Genomic DNA, 21,543 nt, shown 5'->3' with positions numbered 1-21,543 from the left:
TACTTATTTAAAATATCCAAGTTCCATCATTTTTTGGTAAATTTTTGCTATAGTAGCACCTGAACTTATGGTTCTTCCTCCATGTTCGACTAACACAGTGACAACATAACGTGGTTTAGAATAAGGCGCATAAGAAGTAACCCAAGTATGCGATCTTGTATAGTATTGTAATTGTTTTTCATCTACCCTATTTTTATCCGTTTGAGAAAAGCCCACCACCTGTGCTGTGCCTGTTTTTGCAGCAATTTTTACATTAAGATTATGCAAATAACGATAAGAAGTTCCTCCTTGCTCATTAGCCACCGCATACATCGCATCCCTTATGTAAGGTAATTGGGTTTTTTCAGGCAAGGTAAAAATTTCTTTCTTATTTGTATTTATTTGATCTTTTATTTTTGTATTATTATTTTCTATACTTTTTAAAAAATGGGGCACTACTTCTTCGCCTTTTGCAATTTGTGCAGTATATCTAGCAATTTGCATAGGTGTTGCAAGAAAATTCCCCTGCCCTATAGCAGTGTTTAAAGTATCACCTTGAAACCAAGCTTGTCTGTATCTTTGCATTTTCCATTCTCTACCAGGCAAAGTACCCACAAATTCATTAGGTAAATCCACCCCTGTTTTTACCCCAAAACCAATACGAGATAAAGTCTCATTAATCTGATCGATTCCAACTTGCAAGCTTCCATTATAAAAATAAACATCACAACTATATTTTATAGCATGCTTTAAATCCACAAAACCATGCCCTGATCGGTTCCAACATCTAAAAAGCCTGCCTCCAAGTTCGATACTGCCATTACAAAAATATTGAGTGGCTGGACTAATGCTTTTTGAATTTAAAAAAGATAGCCCCACACCCATTTTTACCACAGAACCTGGAGGATAATAGCCATTAATAAGCTTATTAGTAAAAGGATGATCAAGATTGTTTGAAAGCTCATCCCAATCTTTAAAAGAAATTCCTGTCACAAAAGGATTAAGATCATATTCAGGATAACTTCCAGCAGCCAAAATAGCTCCATCATTTATATCCATGATTATAGCCGCTCCTGCATTGTCTTCAAATAATGCAGTTAAATAAGATTGAAGCTCTATATCAATGCTTAATTGTATATCACTAGATGTAGGCGCACTATAAGAAAGCTGTTCAACTTCTTGATTTAAAGCATTTGCTTTATAAACCCTACTTCCTTTTTCACCTTGCAAAACGTCATTATAATAACGCTCTATACCACTTTTGCCTGTATAATTTGCAAGCTTTGCAATCTCATTTTCTTGGATATCTTGCAAATTTGCCTTACCCACATAACCAATAATATGAGAAGCTAATTTGCCAAAAGGATATTTTCTTTTCACTACAGGATCTATTTTGATAATTTTATTAAGATTTAATTCAGAATAATGAGGAATTATTGCATCATAAGGCACAAAATCTACAACCTTAATAAAATCTTGATTGTAATAAGAATCGTTTTTTTTGTAAATATCGGCTAATTTTTTAGCATTTAAATCAGGAAATAAAAGTTCAAGTTTTGATAGTTCTTCTTCTAAAATTCCCTTTTTAGATTTTTTAATACTTAAATAAGGCTCAAGAGAAATACTAAAACCTAAATCATTAATAGCCAATAAAGTCCCATTTCTATCCATAATCTGGCCTCTAACAGGCACTAAAAATTCAGTTTTTATAGCATTTTGCTTTGCAAGTTCTTCATAATATACATTTGATTTTATACTCAAATAATACACACGGCTTAATAAAAATATAAAAAACAACAATATAAAGCCCACAACTAAACGCATTCTCATTAAATCTTATCCTTAAACAACACATAAGCTAAACAACATTCTATAAATACTGAAACAAAATAAACCCATCCTAAAATATTAATTTTTTCATCTTCAAGATAAGAAAATATAATATTTAATAACAAAATAATAGCATAAGTACAAAGCACAAAAACCACAGGAATGAATTTGCCTATTTTTAAATTTGTTTTAATCCAATCAGCACAAAGATAATAAAAAACAAAAAAAGCAAACCACGATGAAAAAACCCCAAAATTATAAGTAACATCAGTAAAAAATAAAAAAAACAAAGAAAAATACCATCTAAAATCAAATTTAGAAAAATTCCTCTCCCTTTCTTCTAGTAAACAAAACATATAACAAAAAAAAATCCCATAAAGTAAAGGTGCGTATATAAAAATCGATCCAAGAATTTGATAAATAATAAAAAATAATCCTAAAGCAATATAATTACCATTAAATCTTGTCTTATAAACACTTGCATTTCTTTTCATTTATTAAAACCTAAAGTTTGTTCAATGATCACATTTTCTAAAAAATCAAGACCTATTTTATTTAAATTCGAAATCAAAATAGCTTCTTGAAATTCATTTTTTAATTTAGTCTTTTGGCTTTGGTTTAATTTATCACACTTAGTAAAAACTTTAAGTACTTTTTGATCAGATCTTAAAAAACTCTGCAAATAAACACTTACATTCTTATCAATCTCTAAATGAGTATGTCTAGAATCGATTAAATGGATAAATAATTTAATCGAAGTTCTAAGTTTTAAAAACTCATCTAAATTACGATTCCATATTTGTTTTAAATTTTTTGAAACTTTTGCATATCCAAAACCAGGCAGATCGATAAAATTGATATTGAATTTTTCTCTATCATTACTGCATAATACTTCAAAAACATTAATAAGTTGAGTTTTTCCTGGAGTTGCAGAACTTTTGGCCAATTGTTTTTGCTTGCATAAAGCATTAATCAATGAACTTTTACCCACATTAGAACGCCCTAAAAAGGCTACCTCACTACTATTTGATACCCAATTCTCATCAAATTTTACTAAAGAGGTGATAAATTTAGCGTTGATTATCATTGATCTTTTAAATCAAACACAAAACGAGCAGGCTTTTTATCCTTACTCTCTACACGATAAACATTAGCTTTTCGGTTTATTACTATCCTATCACCAAAAAGCTTTTGATTGCTTTTAAGTTCATTTATATAAGCATGACCCTTAATTTCATAAGTATCTTCAAGAACATTATAAATAAACTTATCCCCACTTCCTTTATAAATTTTACCCTTTAAAACAACCTTAAATCTAGCATTTTGCATAGCTTCATAGCGTATAGGTTTGCGATTTTTATCAGTATAAATGATTAATTTTTCAGAATTTAAAATATCACTGCCTCTAGTTACTTCTACATTTCCACTGAGTATACTCTCGCCTTTGTTTTCATCAGAATAAAAATTCAAAGCTTTTATTTCAACTTGTGTGGCTATAGCTACACTCACGCAAGTTAAAAACAAGACTATTTTTCTTCCAACCACGCATTTACTCCTTGGATATTTAAAATCTTATTCTTCATATCATAATTTAAAATATTTCCTTTAACAATATTTGCATTGATTAAAGCTTTAAAATCAGTATGAGTTTGTAAAATTTTGCTTTTAGGTTCGTACTCGACTTCTTCAGAAGTGATTTTTACATCATGGATGTCTGCATAGCTAACATTTCCTTCAAGCAAAACTTTATTAGTATCTTTATTAAAAAATTCTAAACGATTAGCGCTAAGATTAAAATCTAAATTAGAATTAATAAAACCATAAAATTCATCTTTATTAGCATACCTCACCCAAGAATCGGCTTCATAATAAGCTTTAATCACACTAATATTACTCTCATAAGCTCTTAAATTCTTAGCTTCAATATTTTTAAAATTTAAAGCATGAGTTTGTAAATTTAAAGAATAGGGATCTTGCAAACTTAAAATTGTAAAAGTAATCATAAAAAGAGCGATTAAAATCCCAAAAATCTTTATAGCCAAAGCCTATCCCATTCTTCTTTTAAATAATTTTTTTCCACTATTATTTCTATCATCTGAGCTATGGCACCTTGACCACCTTTTTGATCAAGCACCCTATGTACTTTTAAATCCTTATGACCATCTTTGGGTTTAAAGCTAAGCCCTACTTTTTCAAGCAAAGCCTTATCATTGAAATAATCTCCAATAGCTGCACATTGAGAAAAATCTAAATCCAATTTTTCTAAAATTCCTTTAGCACAAGAAAGTTTATCTTTTACCCCTTGATACAAAATTTCTATTTTAAGATCTTTCATTCTTTTTTCGACGCAAGGACAAGTCCTACCCGTAATAACAGCAATCTTTTTCCCAAGTTTTAACCAAGCTTCAATAGCCGCACCATCTTTAACATTAAATTTCTTAATCCACTCCCCATTTGAAGTATAAATAATCTTGCCATCTGTTAAGCAGCCATCCACATCTAAAAAAATCAATTCTATCATTTTATTCTCTTACAACAAAAGCACCCGCAAATGTCCCGCTTGCAGCAAAATCTCTTGCCTCATCCTCACTTCTAAATCCTGTTAAAAAAACACGATTTAAACCATCTGTCTTACGCACAGTAGAACTATAAATTCTATAAGTTTTATATCTAGCAGCTATAATCTTTGCCCCTTCTGGGTTTTTAAAAGCACCAATTTGCACCATGAAATTTCCCCCTTCATAGCTTTGCCCATTATTTGCAATCTCACCTTTACCACCATAATTTACATTAGAATGCACAATATTACCTGTTTTACTAGAACCAAAACCTATAACTTCAAGTCTCACAGGTGCTGTTCCTGAAGCAACCATATCAATTTCACTTGCTGCTCCTTTTGATAAATCAATGATACGATTATTTACAAAAGGCCCTCTATCATTAACGCGCACAGTAACTTGACGATTATTATTTAAATTAGTCACTTTTAAAATAGTATTCATAGGCAAAGTTTTATGTGCCGCAGTAAGACCATTTTGATCATAAATCTCCCCATTAGAAGTCTTTTTACCATGAAATCCTGGCCCATACCAACTAGCAATCCCATCAGCAGTTTCGCCCACTTCTACTACTGTAGGATAATAAGTTTTACCATTAATAGTATAAGGCTTCATGGTTCCTTTAGAACCTGAAGAACTAGGACTGCTTTTAAAATCATTAGAAGGATAATACACCTTAACATTCTTCCCACTAGAAAACAGACCCGTACTAAAACAACCGCCAAAAATCAACCCTGTTAAACTAACGACTAACAACTTGAGTATAATGATTTTTCTTTGCATTTTTATTCTCCTTGATTGGTATAAGTAGTTTTTGATTTACATTAAGATGATTTTTTGTAATTTTATTTAATTGGCGAATTTCATCTAAGTCTGTATTATAAAGCTTAGCAATTTTATATAAAGAATCTCCCGATTTTACTATATAAACCTTTGTCATAGGTATACTTGTATCGACCTTAGCAAGTTTTTCTGCCTTAAAATTTTTATTAAAAAACGCCACTTTATTTAAAGGTATATATATATAATAACCTTTGCCTGGCGGTGTGAAATTATGTTTAAATTGGGGATTGTATTTTTTAAAAATTGCAAAATCCATATTTAAATTCTTTGCTATTTCTTTTAAAGATACCGAAGAAGGCACATCAACCTTTATGAATTCATTGCTTAAAGTATAATTAATCAAAGAAGCATTTTTGCCTAATAAAAAATCCCTATCATTAGCCAAAAAAGCAAAAGTTAAAATCTTTCTTATAAAATTTCTAGTTTCTAAAGCAAGATATTTTTTATGAGGATCAAGTAAAACACTTAAATCATCGCTTTTTGCTTGTTTAATAGCTTGTCTTAATTTAGTATTACCGCAATTATAAGCTAAAAAAGCCAAATACCATTTGCCAAATTCTTCTTTTAAATCTTTTAAGTAATTAATGGCAGCATAAGTTGATTTCACAGGATCACGTCTTTCATCCACATAAGCATCAATCCTTAAGCCTAAATTCTTAGCCGTTGACTGCATCAATTGCCAAACCCCAACCGCTTTAGCATTAGAAACACTGTGAGTTTTCAAACCTGATTCAACCATAGCCAAATACAAAATTTCTTCAGGAAGATCTTCTTGGATTAAAATTTTCCTTATCATGAGTGAAACTTCTGAAAATTTTTGTATGCCATCTATTAAGCTTTGAGTATGTTTTGATTTTAAATCCTGTTGAGTTTGCACAAAAACCAAATCTCTTATGAAGCTTGGATCAATATCTAAATTCCTTAAAACATTCATTTGTCTTTCATAAAATTCAGGCGTATTAATCTGTGCAAAAAGCAAAGCACAAAAAGCAAAAAAACACAAGGCAATTTTTTTCATGCACTGCCTTTGAAAAATAATTTTTGAGAATTAGCAAAGCAAAGTTCTAAAAGCTCTTTTTTTGGCAAATCCAAAACTTCACACATTTTATCAGCTACAAATTGAGTTAAAACAGGCTCATTTCTTTTACCACGATAAGGCTCTGGGGTTAAATAAGGCGCGTCTGTTTCAAGCAATAATTTTTCTTTAGGAATTTGAGGCAAAATAGCAAGCAATTTTTTAGCATTTTTAAAGGTCAAAACCCCACCAATACCAAAATAAAATCCCTCTTGACTAAGACGCAATAAATGCTCACTCGCATTAAAACAATGCAAAACCCCTCCTACAAGATCTTTAGCATAATGATGTAAAATTTCATAAGTATCCTGATTTGCTTCTCTAGAATGGATAATAACAGGCTTTTTAAATTCTATAGCAAGTTCAAGTTGAGCTTTAAAAATCTTTTTTTGTTCTTCTTTTTCTTTTTCAATTTCTTCTGCCAACTCACTTTTAAAACGAAAATAATCAAGTCCGCATTCACCTACAGCCACGCATTTTTCATCATGCAAGTATTGCTTTAAAATTGCTTCATCATAATTTTCAATCTCATAAGGATGCACTCCGGCTGCAAAAAAAATCCTTTCATATTTATGTGCAATCTGCCTTGCATAAGGTAAATCTTTCATATCAGCACCTGGTATGATGATTTTTTCCACACCGTTTTTAAAAGCACGATTTACAACCTCATCTAAATCTTCTTTAAATACTTCACTATCTAAATGACAATGCGTATCAATAATCTTATAACCCTCTTTAAAATCACAATTTAAGAACATATTTCAACCCTATCTTTACCATTATTCTTCGCTTGGGACAATATCTTACTTGCTTTAGCAACCAAATTGTCTAATTTATCCCCACTCTTTGCAAAAACTACACCTATACAAACAGTAAAAAATATCTCATCTACATTGACCAAAACTCCGGCTTTTTTGATATTTACACGTATACGCGAAAAAATTTTAATCGCCTTTTCTTGAGAGATATTTTTAAGCAAAATACAAATCTTTTGTGCACTATATCTGCCTACAAGATCACGTCCTTTAATCTCATTAACAATTTCATTAGCGCATATTTTAATCACCTCATCACCCACTTGATAACCATATTCATCATTAATACTTTCAAGATTATCTATGTCTAAAAAAGCAAAGGCAAATTCTTCTTTTGGATCTATTTCGCTAAAATAATCTTCAATGCCTTGCATTAAAGCATTATGATTTTTAATCCTACAAACAGGATCTAAAGTATTATAAGTATTTAGAATTTTTTTATCCTCCATACAGGATAAACAGCGATCCAATCGACAGTTAAAACCAGCCTTACTTAAAGGTTTTAATAAATATTCATTAACGCCCTTTTTAAAACAATCAACTTCAAAATCATCCTTATGTTGTGCTAAAATAATCACACCTAATTCATCATCACCAAAACGTTCTCTTACTTGATTTAAAAGCTCAAAACCATTAATCACAGGCATATTAGCATCAGCAATAATAAGCTTAACATCATTATTATCATTTAAATAACTCATAGCTTCTTCCCCGTGTGCAGCAGCTAAAACATGAAATTGTCTTTGAAGGAGTAGTTTTTTAATTTCGTTGCGTTCAGATAGATTACTCATAGCTAAAATCACTTTAGTTTTAGCATAGCGATCAAGTTTTATAATAGCATTTAAAATATCATCCACACAAGTTTGACTTTCTTTAAAAATATAATCTAATATATCTTTATCCATAAACTTTTCTTTGGTAGCTTTATCACCACTAGCTGTTAATACTATCACAGGAATTTGCTTTTTAATCACATAATCAACCACTTCACCATTAGGCGCATCTAATAAACACAAATCCGCAAAAACTAAAAAATAATCATTCTCTAGCAATTGTTTAGCCTTTGCAAAATTAAAAGCAATATCCACTTCATAATTTAAACTCATCTGAATTTTTTTAGCTAAAAGCTTGCCCAGCATTTCATTATCATCAATAATTAAAATTTTTTTATTCATAGCACACAAAATACCTTTATACTGAAATTTATTACATTATAAAGAAAGAAAATCTTATAGCCTTTGATTCTAACATAGCAAAATGAAAAATCCGCTTAACTCTTCAATAAAGTTTTAGCAAATTCAAGCGCTTCATCGCTAACAAGCTCCCCACTTACCATTCTAGCAAGCTCTTTAACCCTTTGATCCTTATCAAGCTTTCTTACTATACTTTCTTCATCCTTTTTTTCAACTAAAAAATGATTATGTGCCTTAGAGGAAAGTTGAGGCAAATGTGAAATAGCAAAAATCTGATAAAATTCAGAAAGTTCAAGTAAAATCTTTGCTATACTCATAGCCTCTTTTCCGCTTAAATTAGCATCAATTTCATCCAAAAACAACACGCCCTTACCTTCATTTAAAATTTTGCATTCTGTAGCTATAAAAGCAAGCCTTAAACGGTTTAATTCCCCTGAACTTAAATGCTTAAGATTAGCCAAGTTAATATCTAAGACTAACTCATCTTTACCTAAAGCTGAAATTTTTTCATTTTCTTTGAGTGTTAAAAGGGCATCTTTCATATAAAGATTTTGCAGATAATCATTTAAATAATTTTGCAATGTTTGAAGATTTTGTTCCCTTGTTTGAGTGAGTTTTTTAGCTTTTTGCATTAATCTTTGTTGTGATTCTTTGACTTTTTTTTCAAGCTCTTTTTTTTCAAAACTTAAATTTTCATAATGCTCTAATTCTTGTTTTTTTTGTTTTAAAACCTCCAAAGCATTTTCTATACTTTCATAACGCTTCATAAGATAAGATAAATTTTCAATGCGATCTAAAAGCGTTTCGATATCAAAATCATAATCTTGCATTTTTTGATTCTCGCAAATCATACGCAGCTCATTAAAACACTCGCTAAAAAAGCTTGCATCCACTTCGCTTAAATTTAAAGCTTCTATCACAACTTTTTCAAAGTCAAAAACACCCTCTGCCTTAGCCCAAGCTTGTGTTAATTTATCCTTTTTAGAAAGCCTTTTTTTAAGTACTAAAAGCTCTTCGTATTCTCCTATTTTAGGATTAATACTCGAAATTTTTTCAATTTGCATTTTAGCAAGTTCTTTTAATTCTTCTACTTTTTTTTCTTCCTCTAAAATCACATTTAATGCATGAAAATTCTGAGTATATTCTTCAAAATCTTTCTTAAATTCTTGCAAAAAAGAAGAAAATTCCGCATTTTTTTGTATTTCTAAAGCATCTAAAAGATTTAAAAATTTTTCATTACTAAATTCATTATTTTCCTTAGCACTTAAATACTTAATGAAACTTTTACTTAAATTTTGCAAACTTTTTTTGGCTATGCTTTGATTATTGATAAAATACTTCGTACTTTTTTCTTTTAAAAGTTTAAATACATTTTCTTCTTCACTTTCTATACCAAAATTCTCTAAATCTAATTTATCATCCACTTGAATTTCAACTGATTTTGCTTCACTCTCACACAAACAAAACGCTGATAAAATTCCTTTGAACAAAACTGACTTTCCTGCACCGCTAAGCCCTGTGAAAACTGTAAGTCCTTTTGAAATGTCAAGTTCAGCCTTCTTAAAACTAAGATTGTTTTTCATTACAATTTTACCAATCATCAATTTCCCCAATGTAATTTTTCTTTTAAAATCTGAAAATAATCTCTATTCTTAGGATGGATTAAAGCGACATTTTTATCGCTTAAACCCACTTTTACATTTATAAAATCATTCATTTTATAATTTTCTTGCCCATCAATACAAAGCAAACAATCTTTTGCCATGATTTCTATTTCAAAACCCTTAGGCAAAACAATAGGACGCTGGGTTAAAGAATGCGAACAAACAGGTGTTAAAATAAAAGCTTGGGCCAAAGTATAAACTATAGGACCATTAGCGCTTAAATTATAAGCTGTTGAACCTGCTGGAGTTGCTACTATAAGCCCATCACCAAAATACTCGTTAAATTTTTTGGCCTTTCTAAAAACTTCTATATGAGCCATAGAAGCTTTATTATCTTTAGTGATAACTACATCATTAAAGGCTAATTTTTCTAAAATCTCTCCTTGTTTATTTGTCAAACAAACGCTTAATAAATAAGGCTTTTCTATTCTAAAATCGCCTTGAAAAAATGCTTTAAAAAAATTCTCTGCTTCATCTACCTTAAAATCTGTTAAAAAACCCAAATGCCCTGCATGAATTCCTAAAACAGCCTTATCATACTCACAAGCCTTACGACACAAAGAAATCAAAGTTCCATCGCCCCCTAAAGAAATGATAAAATCAGATATTTTAAACAAATCATCAAGCGTATATTTTGCTAAATTTAAAAGTTTAGAACTTTCTTTAAATAATACAAGCTCTACGCCATATGCATTTAAAATTGCCTCAAGTTTTAAAATTTCTTTATCTAAACTAGAATGAGTGCGTGCAACAAGGCCAATTTTTTTAATATTTTTATAATCGATTTTATTTTGCATACAAAATTATATCAAATCTTAGCAAAGCAAAAGAATAAAAATACTATAATTTTCATTTTATCTTAAAAAAATCATTTTTCAAGGAATAAATTTGCGAAGTCATTATAATACAGACTTGGGAATTTCCCATGTAGGTCAAAACGTTAAACTTTGCGGTTGGGTAAATAGCTACCGCGATCATGGTGGAGTTATTTTTATAGATTTAAGAGACAGAAGCGGGATCATTCAACTAGTTTGTGATCCTAATGATAGTAAAGAAGCTCATCAAATTGCCTCTAATGCAAGAAATGAATTTGTTTTAATCGCACAAGGAGTAGTCCGTCCACGTGGAGAAGGTTTGATAAATCCTAAATTAAAAACAGGAGAAATTGAAGTTGTTGTTTCCAAACTCAATATAGAAAATGAAAGCTCTGTGCCTCCTTTTGGCATCGGGGATGAAAGCGTGAATGAAGAATTACGCTTAAAATACCGCTTTTTAGACTTAAGAAATCCTAAACTTTATGCTAATTTTGCCTTGCGTTCTAAAGCTTGTATAGCCGCTAGAAATTCTTTAGCCAACATGGGTTTTTTGGAGGTTGAAACCCCTATTCTTACCAAAGCCACTCCTGAAGGTGCAAGAGATTATCTTGTCCCATCTCGTGTGCACCAAGGCGAATTTTACGCTCTTCCTCAAAGCCCTCAACTTTTCAAACAACTTTTAATGTGCAGTGGTTTTGATCGCTATTTTCAAATTGCAAAATGTTTCAGGGATGAAGATTTAAGATCTGATCGCCAACCTGAATTTACACAAATTGATGTAGAAATGAGTTTTTGTGAACAAAAAGACATTATAGAAGTAGCAGAGAACTTTTTAAAAGATATTTTTAAAGCTTGCGGCAAAGAAATCCAAACTCCTTTACCTCAAATGCAGTACAAAGACGCCATGGAAAATTATGGTTCAGATAAACCTGATTTAAGATTTGATCTTAAACTAATTAATGTCATAGACATTTTTGCTAAATCCAATAATGAAATTTTTGCAAATATTGCCAAAGATACAAAGAAAAATCGCATTAAAGCCTTACGTGTTCCAAAAGGCGATACCATCTTTTCAAAAAGACAAATGCAAAGATTTGAAGAATTTGTGCGTAAATTCGGTGCTCAAGGTCTCGCTTTCATACAAGTTAAAGAAGATGGGCTTAAAGGCCCGCTTTGCAAATTCTTTAACGAAGAAGATCTTAAACAACTAAGCAAACGCTGTGAACTTGAACTTGGAGATGTGGTATTTTTCGGTGCAGGAAGTAAAAAAACCGTGTTAGATTATATGGGAAGATTTAGGGTTTTTCTAGCTCAAGAACTCAAGCTTATAGATCCTAATGTTTTAAAATTTGTATGGATAGTCGATTTTCCTATGTTTGAACAAAACGACGATGGAAGCTATCATGCTATGCATCATCCTTTCACCATGCCAAAAAATATCGATACAAATGATTTAGAAGAAATTTCATCCATTGCCTATGATATTGTACTTAATGGGGTTGAACTTGGAGGTGGAAGCATAAGAATCCATAAAAACGAAATCCAGCAAAAAGTATTTAAACTTCTAGGCATTGATGAAGAAGAACAAAAAGAAAAATTCGGCTTCCTGCTTGATGCGCTAAGTTTTGGTGCTCCGCCACACGGAGGTATAGCCATAGGTCTTGATAGGCTTATCATGCTAGTAAGTGGTGCAAACAGTATTAAAGAAGTCATAGCCTTCCCTAAAACTCAAAAAGCCCAATGCTTAATGACAGATGCACCTTCAACTGCAAGTAATGAGGCTATGAGAGAACTAGGAATTAAATTAAGGGAGAATATAAAATGAAAGAATTATTTTTAATCATAGGCGCACCAGGTAGCGGAAAAACTACTGATGCAAATTTAATTGCTCAAGCAGATGCAAACATTACCCATTACTCAACAGGCGATCTTTTAAGGGCTGAAGTAGCAAAGGCAAGCGAACTTGGAAAAACCATAGATAGCTTCATTTCTAAAGGCAATCTAGTACCTTTAGATATAGTTATTAATACCATAATTTCAGTCCTTAAAGCCACTCCTAGCAAAACTGTTATCATTGATGGCTATCCAAGAAGTGTAGAACAAATGATAGAATTAGACAAGGTTTTAAGCAAGCAAAATAAAATCTGTCTTAAAGGAGTCATTGAAGTAAGGGTAAGCGAAGAAGTAGCAAAAGAACGTGTTTTAGGCAGAAATCGTGGGATGGATGATAATGAAGAAGTGTTTTATAATAGAATGAAAGTCTACACAGAACCTTTAAATGAAATTTTAGCCTTTTACCAAAAGAAAAAGCTTCATTTCATTATAGATGGAGAACGCACGATTGAATCTATTGTCGCAGATATGAAAGACTTGATAAAAAAAAATCAAAGCATATAAAGGAGAGAAAATGGACTTAAGTAAAATCAAAATCGGAGAAATTCCAAATAAAATCAATGCCATCATTGAAATTCCATATGGATCAAATATAAAATACGAAATTGATAAAGATAGCGGCACTATCATGGTAGATCGCGTTATAGCTAGTGCGATGTTTTATCCTGCAAATTATGGTTTTATCCCTAATACTTTAGCTGATGATGGTGATCCTTTAGATATTTTAGTTCTTAATGAATACCCTATTCAAGCAGGTGCTATCATTCCTTGCCGTTTAATAGGAGTTTTAATCATGGAAGATGAAAGCGGGATGGATGAAAAATTACTCGCTCTACCTCATTCTAAAATCGATGCAAGGTATGATAATATTAAAACTTATACAGATTTAAACCAAGCAACTTTAAATAAAATAAAAAATTTCTTTGAAACCTATAAAATTTTAGAACCTAATAAATGGGTAAAAGTGCAAGATTTCAAAGATGAAAAAGCAGCGATTGAAATCTTAGAAAAAGCAATTAAAAACTACAAATAAATCTTTAGCCTTAAATAAGGCTAAAACTCTAAGGAAAACTTATGAAAAGCATCATTTTAGGCGGGGGATGTTTTTGGTGTATTCAAGCTGCATTAGAACAAATCAAAGGTATAATCCATACAGAAGCAGCCTATAGCGGCGGTAAAATAAATCCTACTTATGAAAGCGTTTGCAAAGGTGATGGAAATATAGAGGTTGTAAAACTTAGCTATGATCAAAACCAAATCTCGCTTATTGAAATCCTAACACTTTTTTTCAAAATACACGATCCAACAAGCCAAGATAAACAAGGTGCAGATGTGGGCATACAATATCGTTCAGTGATTTTTTATGAAAATGAAGAAGATAAACAAGTGATTAACAATTTCATCAAAGAACAGCAAAAAACTTTTGATAAACCCATACTCACTCAAGTTTGTAAACTAACAACCTATTCTAAAGCCGAAGATTATCATCAACATTATTTTATAAAAAATCCCCATCAAGGATATTGCCAAAGTGTTATTGCTCCTAAAATAGCAAAAATACGACAAAATTGATTTATTGTTTAAGTTTAGAAAAAAATCATACTTTATTCACAGCCTTTTCACGCTGTGATTTTCTTCTTAAAAAGGCTAAAAATGGAACTTTAAGCTTTAAAATGGTTAAAAAAATATTTATTGTTTTTTAAGTTTTTTTATGAATTTGGTTTTTAATGTGAATAAATTCTAAACTTAACCTAATTTTCTAAGCTTAGCTATAAAAAATCCATCATAATCTAAGCTAGGTAAGATACGCTTACATTTTGCAATTTCACTCATCTTACTTTGTGCTTCTTTGGCCTTAGCATTTTCTAGCTTGATTTCTAAAAGTTCTATTTTAAACTGGCTTTTTAATGCATTTTCTATCACTTCTTCATTTTCTTCTTTGCTAAAAGTACAAGTGCTATATACAAGTTCACCACCTATTTTTAACGCCTTTAATGCAGAATGTAAAAGCTTTTTTTGTATTTTGGCAAGATTTTTTATTTCTTTATAACTTTTTTCTAGTTTAAAACCCATCTTAGACAGGGTTGAACAAGGCGCATCAAGTAAAATTTTATCAAATTTTAAAGGACATAAATTGCCAATATTTTTACCATCTTTATTATAAACCTTCGCATTTACTCCATAATTTCTAAGATTTTTTTGTAAGATAAAAAATCTCTCTTTGTTTATCTCATTGCAAGCTAAATAACCCGTATTTTGCATAAAATTAGCAAGATTGATGCTTTTTCCACCAGGTGCAGCACACATATCAAGCACACTTTGACCAGGTTTAACCTCTAAATTTAAAGCACACAAATAAGATGCATAATTTTGTATATAAAATTTATATTCATTAAAAGCCTTCATAGAACTTAAAATTTTTTTATCCTTAGCCTCGAACAAATAACAATAAGCATTCATTTTACGAAACTTTAAGCCTTGTTTTAAAAACTCATATTCTAAAGCTTGGGCATTAGAATTTAAAGTGTTTAAAAAAACACAAACATTCTTTTCTTTTTCAAAAGAAAACAAAAGACTTTCAAATTCATCTTGAGTATACAGCATTTTGATTTTAGAGAGCAAAATAATCCTTTATTAAAATTAAAGCGGCTAAAGAATCTAATTTCCCATCTTTTTTTCGCGTATTAAACGCACTCAATTTCAAAGCCTCTTTGCTTGTGCCACTTTCATCAACAAAACAAATTTCTTTTTCAAATTCAAGCAAAGATACAAAATGTTTAATACGTCTTGTCATCTCCTCTTCACTAGATCCGCCCTTTGGAATACCTACAATAAGCAAAGAAATTTCATATACTTTAAGCAAATTTTTCACTTCATTAGCGGCTTGATTGCGATTTTTTCTCAAAACTGCATCTAAAGGCAAAGCAATTTTTTTATCCACACAAAGCGCTACACCTATGCGTTTTAAACCTATATCTAAAGCCAAAGCTTTCATACTAAAACCCTTATAAAAAGTCTTTCAATAGAAATTTTTCCTTCAAGTTCATATTTATAAAGCTCTTGACCATAAACTTTTAAAGCCTCATCAACACTCACGCCTTTTTTGCAAAATTCTAAAAATTCATCTTGATTTTCATTAACTTGGTTTTTATCAACAAAAGCAAACTCACTCACAAAATCCCTAAAGTCACAAATAAGCTTAGCTTTATTCTCCTTTAAAAGCCAATTCGTTCCTGCACTTTCATGAAACCTTTGAGGCGAAACATACAAAGGCTTATTGAGTTTTAAAGCAAGCCTAGCACTTTGCATAGAACCACTTTGCATATCTGCTTGAGTTATAACAACGACTTTGCTTAAAGCAATAATCAAACGATTTCTAAGCAAAAAATCATAATTTTTGGGCAAATAATTATCCTCATTTTCACTTAAAGCTAAGGCATTTTTATAAATTTGTTTGATAACTTTTTCATTGGTTTTAGGATAAATTTGTTCTAAACCATTAGCAAAAATAGCTATAGTATTTGGCATAGCCGCCATACTTGCAGTTATATCCACTCCTAAAGCACCCCCACTTACCACACAACAATTAGCATCTTAAGCATAGTAACTAAAGAAAAAACGCAGTTTTTCGTATAAACACTCATGCGTCTTGAACCTATAATAGCGATTTTATCTTGTTTTAATAAAGATAAATTTCCTTTATAATATAATTTTTCAGGCACTTTTTGCAAATCTTTAAAAAATTCTAAAAACTCACTCTTTATAATTTCACTTGCCATAAATCTCACTCAAATACACAAGTTCTACACTTTTTAACAAATCTTTGCTTTGTTTTAAAGCTTTAAAAGTATTTTTTCTAGGATGAGCTATGGCTAAAGCAAAACCTTTTTTTTGTGCGAGTTTTACTGCATATGCAAGTTGATTTTTAATATATGCTACATCATCTTGATTATCTAAAAAAACATCCCTTTGTATATAAACTTCTCCTAAATCTTGAGCTATCTTACTTGCTTTAGAATTGCTTGTAGTTTTAGAATCTACAAAAAAGATATTTTGAGTTTTTAAAGCTTCATAAAGATTTCTCATAGCTTTTTCATTGCTAGTAAATAAGCTTCCTGTATGGTTATTAATATATTTTAGATTTTTAAAATCTTTTTTAATTTGCTTGATTTTTTGAAAAATTCTTTCCTTGCTATCATTAGGATTTAAAGTATCTAACTCAGCCTTATCATAATCAATCGCAGCTAAAGGCAAGTGCACCATATAAAAATCAAATTTTAAAGCAAGTTTTGGGGTGTTTTTATGATTTTTATCTGGAGGAAAAAACGAAGGATTGAGTTTTAAATCCAAAGCTTTTAAACGCTTAACCTGGCTTGCATTTGCCATATCATCAATAATAATAGCAAGTTTTGGCAAAGTATTTTTTCTTGCAATTTGAAGATTTTTTGGCAAAATGGCATTTTGTTCATTAGTAAGATTTTGCTCTTGTAAAATCAAATCTTGATTTTGTTTTATCTCTACAATAGGATTTAAATTTTGTTCTTCAAAGCTAAGATTAAAATCTTGAATTCTTTGTTCTAAAACACTCACAGATGCATTATTATCAAAGGATTGATTTTCCTTATAAAGAAAATTATCCACTTCATTTTCATAAGTGTTTAAAAAATTTAGATTTTCTTGTTTTTCTTTTTGTATAGTATCGATAAAATCAGGTTTAAAGTAAACATTTTGGGAATTTTGCTTTTGGATTAAAATTCCCAAAATCAAAGCAATACAAGCTAAAACAAGTATGATTATAATTAAATAACGTTCAATTAAAACAAATCTTTTCTTTGACAATGTTTAATTCTTGTCTTTATCTACTAATTTTTTAGCACTGATCCAAGGCATCATAGCACGTAAATTACGCCCTGTTTTTTCTATCAAAGAATCATTCATATTTTTACGTTCTGCATGCATTCTTGCAAAACCTGCACGACGTTCTAAAATAAAATCCTTAGCAAAAACGCCATTTTGGATATCTTTTAAAACCTCTTTCATAGCCTTTTTAGTTTCTTGGGTGATGATTTTTGGTCCTGTGATATAATCGCCATATTCTGCAGTATTTGAAATAGAATAACGCATATCCGCAATCCCCCCTTGATAAATCAAATCTACAATAAGTTTCATCTCATGCAAACATTCAAAATACGCCATTTCAGGTTCATATCCTGCTTCTACTAAGGTTTCAAATCCTGCTTGTATCAAAGCACTAAGCCCTCCACAAAGTACGGCTTGTTCACCAAAAAGATCGGTTTCTGTTTCGGCCTTAAAAGTTGTTTCTATAATCCCTGTACGTCCACCGCCAATAGCACTTGCATAACTTAAAGCCAAATTTTTAGCATGCTTGCTTTCATCCTGATGGATGGCTATTAAACAAGGTGTCCCACCTCCTATAACAAACTCATTTCTTACAGTATGCCCTGGTGCTTTAGGTGCGATCATAATCACATCAATGCCTTCTGGAGCAACGATTTGTCCATAATGGATATTAAAACCATGTGCAAAAGCTATGGCTTTGCCTTTGGTTAAATAAGGCTTGATTTGAGTGTTAAATATATCTGCTTGAATTTCATCAGGAGCTAGTATCATAATCACATCTGCAAGTTTAGAAGCCTCACTCACACTCATGACTTCAAAACCAGCATTTTTTGCCTTAGCATAACTTAACCCCTCTTGACGCAATCCAATAATAACATTTACACCACTATCTCTTAAATTCATAGCATGTGCATGACCTTGGGAACCAAAGCCTATGATAGCTACTTTTTTTGACTCAATTAATTTTAAATCACAATCTTTATCATAATACACCATAATTGCCATAATCACTCCTAAAATTCAAAAAATTAAAGGCATCATTATAACAATTAAAGTATAAATTTCATATTTTTTTGATAAACTTTATGGAAGAATTTCATAAAAAGTTACAAAGTATAAAAAGTGAAAGAATTTTTAAACCGTCTTAATTATGGCATAAGTGCCCATGAAATCAGCAATGACTTCAAACAAATTTTAAGAGAACTTTTAGCTCACCATATCATTAAAGAGTATAAAAACAAATACTATCTTAACAACGGCTTTGCCTTTGGAAATATTGATATTTCACAAAAAGGCACAGGATTTCTTAAATGCCTTGATGAAAGCTTTAAAAAAGATCTTTTAATAGAAAGCAAGCATTTAAAAGGTGCTAATTATAAAGATCTTGTTGTAGTAAAACTCCTTCCTTTAAAGAAAAAGCGTCCTAGTGCTAAAGTAATTTTGGTTTTAAAAAGGGCTAATAAAAGCTCTTTAGTCATCACTAAAAAATATGGCCAAAGCATACTAGGAATGCATATTCAAACCGGATTAAGCACAGTTTTAAAAGCTTCTCAAAAATCCCTAAAAGCTTTACCCTTGGGAACAGTATTAAAAATAGATAATGAAAACAATAATATCTTAGAAGTTTTAGGACATATAGAAGATGAAAAAATAGATGAAAAAATCTCTCTTGCACTTTTTAATAAAAATAGCGAATTTAGCGATACTTGCATCAAGCAAGCTTTAGCCAATGGCGACAGTGTGGATGCAAGCATGTATCAAGACCGCATAGATTTAAGGACTTTGGCTTTTTGCACTATAGATCCTACCCATGCAAAAGACTTTGATGATGCAATTTATTGGGATAAAGAAAAACGCCAAATCTATGTAGCCATTGCAGATGTTAGTGAATACGTTTATGCTTATAGTGCTATTGATAAAGAAGCTAGAAATCGAGGATTTTCCATTTATTTTCCTCACATTGCCATACCCATGCTACCACGTCCTTTAAGCGAAAATATCTGTTCTTTAAAGCCTCATTTAGATCGCTTAGTATATTGCTTTAAAATCACCTTAGATGAAAAATGCCAAGTGCTTAAAGAAGAACTTTTTGAAGCCATTATCAATTCTAAGCGCCGTTTTGATTATGATGAAGTGGATGCAATTTTAGTAGAAAAACCCGATTTAAAAGAATTATCTTGGATTTATCAACTTTTTGAAATCACAAAAACCTTGTGCAAAAAGCGCCTTAAAAATGCCTTTGAGTTTCACACCGAAGAACTTAGAATGACTTTGGATGAAAATTTAAACCTTAAAAGTACGGTTTTTGAAAAAGACACTCCCTCGCATAATTTAATAGAAGAATGCATGCTTTTAGCCAATAAAGCAGCTGCAAAACTCATAAGTACAGGTATTTTTAGAAACCATTTAAGTGCAGATACAAAAAAAATCCATAAACTTTTAAGCCAATTGCGTGAACTTGGAATCGATATAAATTATAAAAGCAAAATCTTAGAACTCATATCAGACATACAGACCTTAGCCAATGAACTCAATTTAAGAGCCGAAGTAGACAAACTCATCATTAAAGCACAAAAAAAAGCTGAGTATTCTAGTATCAATGCAGGGCATTTTGGCTTAGGATTTGATAGATACTCACACTTTACAAGTCCTATACGTAGGTATTCTGATCTTATCTTACACAGACTTTTAAAAGCCAAGCAAAAAAATGATGAAAAGCTTTTTAATTATCTTCTTTTAAACATACAAAGCACCTGTGAAAGCCTTAGCACACTTGAAAGAGAGGCTGATAAGGTGGCACTTGATTTTATGGATAGAAAATTTGCTAGATGGGCCGCTAAAAATATAGGCAAAAAATTCAAAGCCTTAGTAGTGCAAAATGAAGGAATTTGCATAGCTAAATTAGAAGATGAAATCAAAGGTGCAAAACTAATTCTTCACGATACTCATGTGAATTTATTACAAAGTGTTGAAGTACAAATCGTACAAGCTGATATTATAATGGCTAAAATTTATGCAAAAATCACCCAAAGATTTAATCCAAAGGAAGCAAATGTATAAAAAAGAATTGCAAACCCTACTTGATAAAGGATCAATTCCTAACTTTTTTTTTCTTTATGGATCAGATAACTTCCAAATAGAACTTTATACTGATTTTATCAAAGAAAAATACCAAGTTGATGAAACCTTAAAGCTTTTTTTTGAAGAATATAATTTTTCACTAGCAAGTGATTTTTTAAGTACAGCCTCTCTTTTTAGTGAAAAAAAACTTTTAGAAATTAAAACTGCTAAGAAAATCCCTATAAAAGATCTTAAATTTCTCATAGAACTTTGCAAAAATCATAAAGACAATTTCTTTCTTTTAGAATTTTATGATGAGTCTAGCAAACAAAGTGAGATAGAAAAAATTTTTTCTCCTCATTTCGTACGCTTTTTCAAAGCCAATGGAACCAAAGAAGGCATAGAACTTTTAAGCATAAAAGCAAAGCAATTAAACATACAAATCACTCACAATGCTTTATTTACCCTTTTTACTAATTTTGATGAAAACTTATATCTTGCCGCTAGCGAACTTAATAAATTTAAAGATTTAAAAGTAGATGAAACAGCTATAAAACAATATTGCTATAGTTTAAATACAGGTAGTTTTGAAAGTTTTTTTGAAAAAATCTTAAAAAAGCAAGACTTTAAAAGTGAACTTGAAAAAATTTTAGATAATTTTAATGAAATCACTTTAATTAATTCTTTATACAATTCTTTTTATCGTTTGTTTAAAATCGCTCTTTATGTTAAAATTAATGGAAAAATAGATTTTAAAGAACTTTTAGGCTATACACCTCCAAGCCAAGTAGGGCAAAACTTAAGTGCTCAAGCTTTTAGCCTAAAAATCGAACAATATAAAGAAATTTTCACTCTTTTATTAAAAAGCGAATACGAACTCAAAACCGATTCTAAACTTATGAAAAAAGAATTTCTAATCTCAACCCTACTTAAACTTATAAGGATTTTAAAAAGCTAA

General features: G+C 30.7%; 22 protein-coding genes and 1 pseudogene. 6 read left to right on the top strand and 17 right to left on the bottom strand.

The features are described from left to right. Positions 1-3 precede the first annotated feature (3 nt). The 12 genes from mrdA to GRQ01_RS02745 form a co-directional block, all read right to left on the bottom strand. Entirely contained in the window at positions 4-1,809 is a 1,806-nt protein-coding gene (gene mrdA / locus GRQ01_RS02800) for a penicillin-binding protein 2 (protein ID WP_158334321.1), read from the bottom strand. Next, entirely contained in the window at positions 1,809-2,303 is a 495-nt protein-coding gene (locus tag GRQ01_RS02795) for a hypothetical protein (protein ID WP_158334320.1), read from the bottom strand. The genes mrdA and GRQ01_RS02795 overlap by 1 nt, the downstream gene beginning before the upstream one ends. Beyond that, positions 2,300-2,896, bottom strand: coding sequence for a ribosome biogenesis GTP-binding protein YihA/YsxC (gene yihA, locus GRQ01_RS02790; RefSeq protein WP_158334319.1), 597 nt, complete (start codon positions 2,894-2,896; stop codon positions 2,300-2,302). The genes GRQ01_RS02795 and yihA overlap by 4 nt, the downstream gene beginning before the upstream one ends. Next, on the bottom strand, positions 2,893-3,354 hold the full coding sequence (locus tag GRQ01_RS02785) for an LptA/OstA family protein (protein ID WP_203121148.1): 462 nt from the start codon (positions 3,352-3,354) through the stop codon (positions 2,893-2,895). The genes yihA and GRQ01_RS02785 overlap by 4 nt, the downstream gene beginning before the upstream one ends. Next, positions 3,336-3,851 (bottom strand): LptA/OstA family protein, encoded by a 516-nt coding sequence (locus GRQ01_RS02780; protein ID WP_158334318.1) that lies wholly within the window; start codon positions 3,849-3,851, stop codon positions 3,336-3,338. Before GRQ01_RS02780 ends, GRQ01_RS02785 begins: the two co-directional genes overlap by 19 nt. Further along, positions 3,842-4,330 (bottom strand): HAD hydrolase family protein, encoded by a 489-nt coding sequence (locus tag GRQ01_RS02775; protein WP_158334317.1) that lies wholly within the window; start codon positions 4,328-4,330, stop codon positions 3,842-3,844. Before GRQ01_RS02775 ends, GRQ01_RS02780 begins: the two co-directional genes overlap by 10 nt. Position 4,331: 1 nt before the next feature. Beyond that, positions 4,332-5,150: a septal ring lytic transglycosylase RlpA family protein gene (locus tag GRQ01_RS02770; RefSeq protein ID WP_158334316.1), complete on the bottom strand. Its 819-nt coding sequence runs from the start codon at positions 5,148-5,150 to the stop codon at positions 4,332-4,334. Further along, a complete protein-coding gene (locus GRQ01_RS02765; protein ID WP_158334315.1) occupies positions 5,110-6,228 on the bottom strand; it encodes a lytic transglycosylase domain-containing protein in 1,119 nt (372 codons plus the stop codon). The genes GRQ01_RS02770 and GRQ01_RS02765 overlap by 41 nt, the downstream gene beginning before the upstream one ends. Beyond that, positions 6,225-7,043, bottom strand: a complete 819-nt coding sequence (locus GRQ01_RS02760; RefSeq protein ID WP_158334314.1) for a TatD family hydrolase — start codon at positions 7,041-7,043, stop codon at positions 6,225-6,227. Before GRQ01_RS02760 ends, GRQ01_RS02765 begins: the two co-directional genes overlap by 4 nt. Further along, positions 7,034-8,275, bottom strand: coding sequence for a bile resistance response regulator CbrR (gene cbrR / locus GRQ01_RS02755; protein ID WP_158334313.1), 1,242 nt, complete (start codon positions 8,273-8,275; stop codon positions 7,034-7,036). The genes GRQ01_RS02760 and cbrR overlap by 10 nt, the downstream gene beginning before the upstream one ends. A 95-nt stretch (positions 8,276-8,370) precedes the next feature. Further along, positions 8,371-9,894 (bottom strand): AAA family ATPase, encoded by a 1,524-nt coding sequence (locus GRQ01_RS02750; protein WP_158334312.1) that lies wholly within the window; start codon positions 9,892-9,894, stop codon positions 8,371-8,373. Next, positions 9,894-10,754, bottom strand: a complete 861-nt coding sequence (locus tag GRQ01_RS02745; protein ID WP_158334311.1) for an NAD(+) kinase — start codon at positions 10,752-10,754, stop codon at positions 9,894-9,896. The genes GRQ01_RS02750 and GRQ01_RS02745 overlap by 1 nt, the downstream gene beginning before the upstream one ends. 91 nt (positions 10,755-10,845) lie before the next feature. On the opposite strand from GRQ01_RS02745, the gene aspS reads away from it, so the two are divergent. The 4 genes from aspS to msrA are packed head-to-tail and all read left to right on the top strand — an operon-like array spanning position 10,846 to position 14,237. Further along, positions 10,846-12,597, top strand: coding sequence for an aspartate--tRNA ligase (aspS, locus tag GRQ01_RS02740; RefSeq protein WP_158334310.1), 1,752 nt, complete (start codon positions 10,846-10,848; stop codon positions 12,595-12,597). After that, positions 12,594-13,169, top strand: a complete 576-nt coding sequence (locus GRQ01_RS02735; protein ID WP_158334309.1) for an adenylate kinase — start codon at positions 12,594-12,596, stop codon at positions 13,167-13,169. The genes aspS and GRQ01_RS02735 overlap by 4 nt, the downstream gene beginning before the upstream one ends. Positions 13,170-13,179: 10 nt before the next feature. Continuing rightward, positions 13,180-13,698: an inorganic diphosphatase gene (gene ppa / locus GRQ01_RS02730; protein WP_158334308.1), complete on the top strand. Its 519-nt coding sequence runs from the start codon at positions 13,180-13,182 to the stop codon at positions 13,696-13,698. Positions 13,699-13,739: 41 nt separating this feature from the next. Further along, complete coding sequence (msrA, locus tag GRQ01_RS02725) at positions 13,740-14,237, top strand: peptide-methionine (S)-S-oxide reductase MsrA (protein WP_158334307.1); 498 nt, start codon at positions 13,740-13,742, stop codon at positions 14,235-14,237. A 174-nt stretch (positions 14,238-14,411) separates the two neighbouring features. Here msrA and GRQ01_RS02720 read toward each other — a convergent pair whose 3' ends face one another. From GRQ01_RS02720 to ilvC, 5 genes and pseudogenes are all read right to left on the bottom strand, one after another. Continuing rightward, positions 14,412-15,269, bottom strand: coding sequence for an RsmB/NOP family class I SAM-dependent RNA methyltransferase (locus tag GRQ01_RS02720; RefSeq protein ID WP_158334373.1), 858 nt, complete (start codon positions 15,267-15,269; stop codon positions 14,412-14,414). A 7-nt stretch (positions 15,270-15,276) separates the two neighbouring features. Then, the gene (gene ruvX / locus GRQ01_RS02715; RefSeq protein WP_158334306.1) at positions 15,277-15,660 is read right to left on the bottom strand and encodes a Holliday junction resolvase RuvX; all 384 of its coding nucleotides are present in this window, start codon (positions 15,658-15,660) and stop codon (positions 15,277-15,279) included. Further along, positions 15,657-16,444 (bottom strand): annotated as a pseudogene (locus GRQ01_RS02710) (DNA-processing protein DprA). Before GRQ01_RS02710 ends, ruvX begins: the two are co-directional and overlap by 4 nt. Next, complete coding sequence (locus GRQ01_RS02705; protein ID WP_158334305.1) at positions 16,434-17,504, bottom strand: divergent polysaccharide deacetylase family protein; 1,071 nt, start codon at positions 17,502-17,504, stop codon at positions 16,434-16,436. The pseudogene GRQ01_RS02710 and the gene GRQ01_RS02705 overlap by 11 nt, the downstream one beginning before the upstream one ends. 3 nt (positions 17,505-17,507) lie before the next feature. Next, the gene (gene ilvC / locus GRQ01_RS02700) at positions 17,508-18,530 is read right to left on the bottom strand and encodes a ketol-acid reductoisomerase (protein WP_158334304.1); all 1,023 of its coding nucleotides are present in this window, start codon (positions 18,528-18,530) and stop codon (positions 17,508-17,510) included. Positions 18,531-18,647: 117 nt separating this feature from the next. Here ilvC and GRQ01_RS02695 point away from each other — a divergent pair, with 117 nt between their 5' ends. Both GRQ01_RS02695 and GRQ01_RS02690 read left to right on the top strand, forming a co-directional pair. Continuing rightward, on the top strand, positions 18,648-20,585 hold the full coding sequence (locus tag GRQ01_RS02695; protein ID WP_203121145.1) for an RNB domain-containing ribonuclease: 1,938 nt from the start codon (positions 18,648-18,650) through the stop codon (positions 20,583-20,585). Further along, the gene (locus tag GRQ01_RS02690; protein WP_158334303.1) at positions 20,578-21,543 is read left to right on the top strand and encodes a DNA polymerase III subunit delta; all 966 of its coding nucleotides are present in this window, start codon (positions 20,578-20,580) and stop codon (positions 21,541-21,543) included. The genes GRQ01_RS02695 and GRQ01_RS02690 overlap by 8 nt, the downstream gene beginning before the upstream one ends.

This window comes from Campylobacter bilis (genome assembly GCF_016806695.1).
GTDB classification, from domain to species: domain Bacteria; phylum Campylobacterota; class Campylobacteria; order Campylobacterales; family Campylobacteraceae; genus Campylobacter_D; species Campylobacter_D bilis.
This window is presented reverse-complemented; position numbering and strand designations above follow the sequence as displayed.